Genomic DNA, 4907 nt, shown 5'->3' with positions numbered 1-4907 from the left:
CCGCCTCGGCCGCAGCTGACTCGCATGTTGTGCAAGCCGCGCTAGAGAAATTTGGCTCGAAGATCTTCCGTCAATGCATCACTCCTCCACAACTCTGCCAAGCGAGTTCAGGTATCAGGGCCTGAGCCCCTTCGGGTCGCCGGAGACATGTGAAGCTTTTGCGCGGCTCTACCAGTTCTGAGGCAGCCCCCAACATGACCGGACAGGGGCTCACGCTTATGGAGGTGTGTGCCTATGACCCACCCTATGGTGAGTTCTAACGATCCGCCCCGCGCCGAGCGCGTCGAGGTGATCACCTCCGTCCAGCGCCGTCGGCACTGGACCACGGAGGAGAAGGTGCGCCTCGTCGAGGAGACGTATTTGCCCGGCCACTCCGTCTCGCTCGTCGCCCGTCGCCACGGGCTGAACGCCAACCAGTTGTTCACGTGGCATCGCCTGATGGCCCGCGGCGCCTTCACGGCCGCCGGGACTAGCGAGGAGGTGGTGCCCGCCTCCGAGCTTCGCGCCGCCCAGCAGCAGATCCGTGAGTTGCAGCGGCTCTTGGGCAAGAAGACGCTCGAGACCGAGATCCTGCGCGAGGCGGTGGAGCGCATCGCCGCCCCCAAAAGGCTGCCCTCGCGCGTGAACTCGTGGCCAGGGGACGGCCCGTGAACGCGGTCGCTTCAGCATTGAGCGTCTCGCGCCCGCATCTAGCCTCCTCTCGGCAGCCCGTGGCGCGACGGCGGGGGCGCCAGCCCACGCCTGACGCCGAGCTTCTGGCGGCGATCCAGGCCCTCGTCGCCGACCTTCCGACCTATGGCTACCGACACGTCCACGCCCTGCTGCGCCGCCAAGCCGGGCGCGACGGCCGGCCCGCGCCGAACGTGAAGCGCGTCTACCGGGTCATAGAGGTGCACGGCCTCTTGCTCCAGCGACACGCGGGCGGAGCCGAGACGCGTCGTCACAAGGGCAAGGTGGCGGTGGACGTGCGCAACACGCGCTGGTGCTCGGACGGGCTGGAGATCGCGGCTGAGAACGGTGAGCGGGTGCGGGTCGCCTTCGCGCTAGACTGCTGCAACCGGGAAGCGATGAGCTACGTGGCGACCACGGCGGGCCTAACGGGCGAGGATGTGCGCGACCTCATGGTGGCGGCCGTCGAGCATCGCTTCGGGCCGGTTAACCAGTTGCCGAGCCCCATCGAGTGGCTGACCGACAATGGCAGCTGCTACTTGGGCCGCGACACGCGCCGGTTCGCCCGCGACCTCGGATTGGTGCCGAAAATGACGCCGCTGGAGAGCCCGCAGAGCACGGCATGGCAGAGGCGTTCGTGCGGACCCTGAAGCGTGACTACGTGCGTGTTTCGGTCCTGCCGGATGCCGAAAGCGTGCTGCGCCAGCTTCCCGTTTGGCTGGCGCACTACAATAACCTTCGCCCGCATTGTGCGCACGACTACCGCGCGCCGCGCGAGTTCATCGCCCGGTCAATCCAGGAGGCCCTGTCCGGTCTTTAGGGGCAACATCACAGTTAGGTCAGCAGGCTGAAGCCGGCGGACACCTCCTCCGAATTGGTCGCTGACGCAGATCTTCCCCAACCTCTCGCCGTGTCCGAGTTCACAGATGGCGCTTCCAGACCGAGGCCTTAGTGCACACGCCGCCGCGAGTTCTGCTCTGCGATGTAGAACGCTGTGCGATGCGTCTGCGCAGTTCGCTGAGAGCCAACCTGCCCTTAAAAATTCCGATATGCACACGAGAGGTGTGAGCGCTCTTGGGGATTTCTGTATCGAGTAACCTGCGCCGAGTAAATGTTTTTGGAGTATGATTGATGCTGCCAAACAAAATGGACAAAAGGCTATGTTTTGCGGCCCGACCGCCTAGTTTAGATTCGACCATTAGTACGAGCAACAAGCTTTCATCGCTCTCGGGCATCGGCGAGGGTTGGCTTATACCAGTTGGTGTCATAGAGTCCAGCGGATCGGCCGTGCTTCCATCTGTAGATGACCTCACGCTCTTGGTCCCAATTAGTGGAAACAAAATCGAATGCATGCGCGCACCTTTGTGGCAGCGCGGAATATCAGCAACTCCCGACGAAAATACTGTGACGCTTGGTTTAAGCGGATTCGCTTATGAATTAGAGTCACAGGAGCCGTTCAGTTTTGCTCAATTCTTCATGCATGCTACATTCCTCGAAGAGATTGCGATTGATCTTGGTCTAGGCGGGCTACCCCAACTTCGAGAGGACATCAAATTTCATCGCGACTATGTTCTTAATAATCAGCTTTTGACGTACGTTGCTGCGGCGACTGGGCCAGCGGGCTCGATCTCGCCAGGCGAGATGAACGCACGTGCTCTCGTGATCGGCATCGAGTTGATTAGGCGCTACTCAGGTGGACACGTGAAGTCGTTTGTGGGGCGGCTGACGCCGCGGATGATGCTTGCCATCGACAAATACATCGACGACCATCTCGCCGAAGACATTTGCATTAGCGATTTGGCGGTGCTCACGGGCTTGTCGCCATCACATTTTGCACATTGCTTTCGCGCGACGGTCGGCGATCCACCCTACCGCTACCTGGTCGGACGCCGTTGCGATCGGGCAAAACATCTGATTCGGCTCGGGATGCCGCTTGCCCAGGTGGCGTTGGAGGTAGGTTTTAGCGCGCAACCGCAGTTTTCGATGGCGTTTCGGCGACTCGTGGGCACCTCGCCGTCAGCTTACCGCGCCGCGGTGAGGTCAGGCTGAAGAACACGCGCGCGGACAAGTGCATATGCGCGAACAGGCTTTCCAGCCGATCCGGCGCATCGGCGTTCGGCTCCTGGGTCGGCCGGTTTGGGACGGACTGCAATCTACCGCGGACCATAAGTGCTTAGAGCGTCTAACAAAACCGGTTGTGTGGCGTTGGGAAGGGATGGCGAAGGAGCTTCTTCCCGATGGCCTGTGGGCCGTGATCGCACCGTTGCTGCCGCCTGAACCGGCCAAGCCGAAGGGTGGTCGCCCGCGCACCTCCGACCGCGCGGCGCTGACAGGTATTCTGTTCGTGTTGCGCTCAGGTACGCCCTGGGAACTGCTGCCTCAGGAGATGGGCTGTGGTTCGGGCATGACCTGCTGGCGGCGTTTGCGCGATTGGCAGAAGGCCGGGGTGTGGGACCGCCTGCAGCAGGCGTTGCTCGATCGGCTCGGCCGCCGGAACGGCATCGACTTCAGCCGTGCCTCGCTCGACAGCGCCTCGATTGCCGCCAAAAGGGGGGCCCGGCGACGGGCCCGAACCCGACCGATCGCGGCAAACCGGGCACGAAGCGTCACGTCCTCACCGACGCGAAGGGCATCCCGCTTGCGCTGAAGCTGACGGGCGCCAACGTGCACGACAGCCGCATGCTGGAGGCGGTCGTGGATGCCGTCCCGCCGATCCGTCAGTGCTGGGGACGGCCGCGCAAACGCCCGTCCCGGCTGTATGCCGACAAGGCTTACGATCACCGCCGCTGTCGTCAGGCGCTCACCTGCCGTCGCATCCAGCATCGCATCGCGCGGCGCGGGATCGAGAGCAGCCAGCGATTGGGACGGCACAGGTGGGTCGTCGAACGGACGCTGGCTTGGTTCGCCCAGTTCCGCCGCCTCGCCATCCGCTACGAGCGGCGGGCCGACATCCATCTCGCCTTCTCGACGCTGGCCGCAGCCCTCATCCTCTGGCGCTTCATCGAACGATGGTTTTGTTAGACGCTCTTAGCTCGACTTTGGCCAATGTGACGGGCGGTCGAGGGGGGTGAGGTGACGAAGCGGGCGTGACAGATAGGCTGGTGGCGTCCCTGCCAAGAGACACCGCCATGCCCGCTCTCCCCGCCCGCTTCGCCGGGCTCATCCTGGCGTTCGCGCCGCTGTTCGTCCACCGCTCCTGGCGGCACGCCCAGCTTCTGCTGGTTGGCGCCATCCTCACCCCCGGTCGGCGCACCGTGACGGGCGTCCTGCGGATCATGGGCCGGGCGCACGAGCGGCAGTTCGTCAACGTTCACCGCATCCTCAACCGCGCGGCGTGGTGCCCGCGCTCCGGCAGCCGCATCCTGCTCACGCGGCTAGTCGGCGCGTTCGCCCCACACGGTCCCGTGGTGCTTGCCCTCGACGACACGATCGAGCGGCGCTGGGGTCGGCGCATCCGGGCGCGCGGCATCTATCGTGATCCGGTGCGCTCCTCCGACAGCCACTTCGTCAAGGCAAGCGGGCTGCGATGGATGAGCCTGATGCTGCTTGCCCCGATCCCATGGGCAGGGCGGGTCTGGGCGCTGCCGTTCTTCACGGGGCTGGTGCCGTCCGAACGCGCCTGCCAGGAGCAGGGCCGTCGCCACAAGCCGTTGCTCGACGTCGGACGCCAACTCGCCTTGCAAGCTCGCCGCTGGCTGCCAGGGCGCGACCTCGTGCTGGTCGGCGATAGCGGCTTCTCGGCCTTGCTGTTCCTCGACGCCATGCGCCGCGCCCGCATCACGGCAATCACCCGCCTGCGGCTCGACGCAGCGCTCTACCAACCCGCCCCGCCGCGCCGACCGGGCACGATCGGACGCCCACGCACCAAGGGAGCGCGGCTGCCGACGCTCTGCGGCTCGTGCCGGAGCCAGGTCGCCAGCGCGGCGGCTGACCGGTCCGGCAGCAGGTCGAGGGGACGATGGTGCTCGAGGTTGATCACGATCGTGGCGTAGGTCCGGCCCTTGCGCAGGGCCCAGTCGTCGACACCAACGATCACCGGTCGCCCTGCGGACGGCAGCGGGAGAGCTCGGACTGCGCGCAGCAGGGTCGTGGCGCTGGTGGGCATGGCCAGCCGCGAGAGCAGGCGGGCGGCAGGCTGGCCGCCGAGCGCGACCCCGGTTCGCGCCTGGGCCTGAGCCAGTCGGCGGGTGCGGTGCGCATAGCGGCCGAGGAGCTTTGGGAAACGTTCGGCGAAGGTG

General features: G+C 65.2%; 3 protein-coding genes and 2 pseudogenes. 4 read left to right on the top strand and 1 reads right to left on the bottom strand.

All coding sequences use genetic code 11. The annotated features are described in order from the left end of the window. Nucleotides 1-246: 246 nt before the first annotated feature. The 4 genes and pseudogenes from MFF61_RS31290 (at nucleotide 247) to MFF61_RS31275 (ending at nucleotide 4661) form a co-directional block, all read left to right on the top strand. Nucleotides 247-1489 (top strand): annotated as a pseudogene (locus MFF61_RS31290) (IS3 family transposase). A 311-nt stretch (nucleotides 1490-1800) separates the two neighbouring features. Further along, the gene (locus MFF61_RS31285) at nucleotides 1801-2718 is read left to right on the top strand and encodes a helix-turn-helix domain-containing protein (RefSeq protein WP_238241588.1); all 918 of its coding nucleotides are present in this window, start codon (nucleotides 1801-1803) and stop codon (nucleotides 2716-2718) included. Between the two features lie 166 nt (nucleotides 2719-2884). Next, nucleotides 2885-3690, top strand: a protein-coding gene (locus tag MFF61_RS31280) for an IS5 family transposase (protein ID WP_238241587.1) whose coding sequence is annotated in 2 segments (ribosomal slippage) — nucleotides 2885-3215 and nucleotides 3215-3690 — 807 coding nt in all. Because the reading frame shifts where the segments join, the coding sequence is not laid out codon by codon here. Between the two features lie 107 nt (nucleotides 3691-3797). Then, complete coding sequence (locus tag MFF61_RS31275) at nucleotides 3798-4661, top strand: IS701 family transposase (protein WP_238241586.1); 864 nt, start codon at nucleotides 3798-3800, stop codon at nucleotides 4659-4661. Here MFF61_RS31275 and MFF61_RS31270 read toward each other — a convergent pair. Then, nucleotides 4559-4907, bottom strand: a pseudogene (locus MFF61_RS31270) (transposase); the annotation flags it as partial. The gene MFF61_RS31275 and the pseudogene MFF61_RS31270 sit on opposite strands and share 103 nt — an antisense overlap.

It is taken from the genome of Methylobacterium isbiliense, from assembly GCF_022179325.1.
In the GTDB taxonomy this organism is placed as follows: Bacteria; Pseudomonadota; Alphaproteobacteria; order Rhizobiales; family Beijerinckiaceae; genus Methylobacterium; species Methylobacterium isbiliense.
Note: the sequence above shows the minus strand (reverse complement) of the source record. Positions and strands in the feature narration are given on the sequence as shown.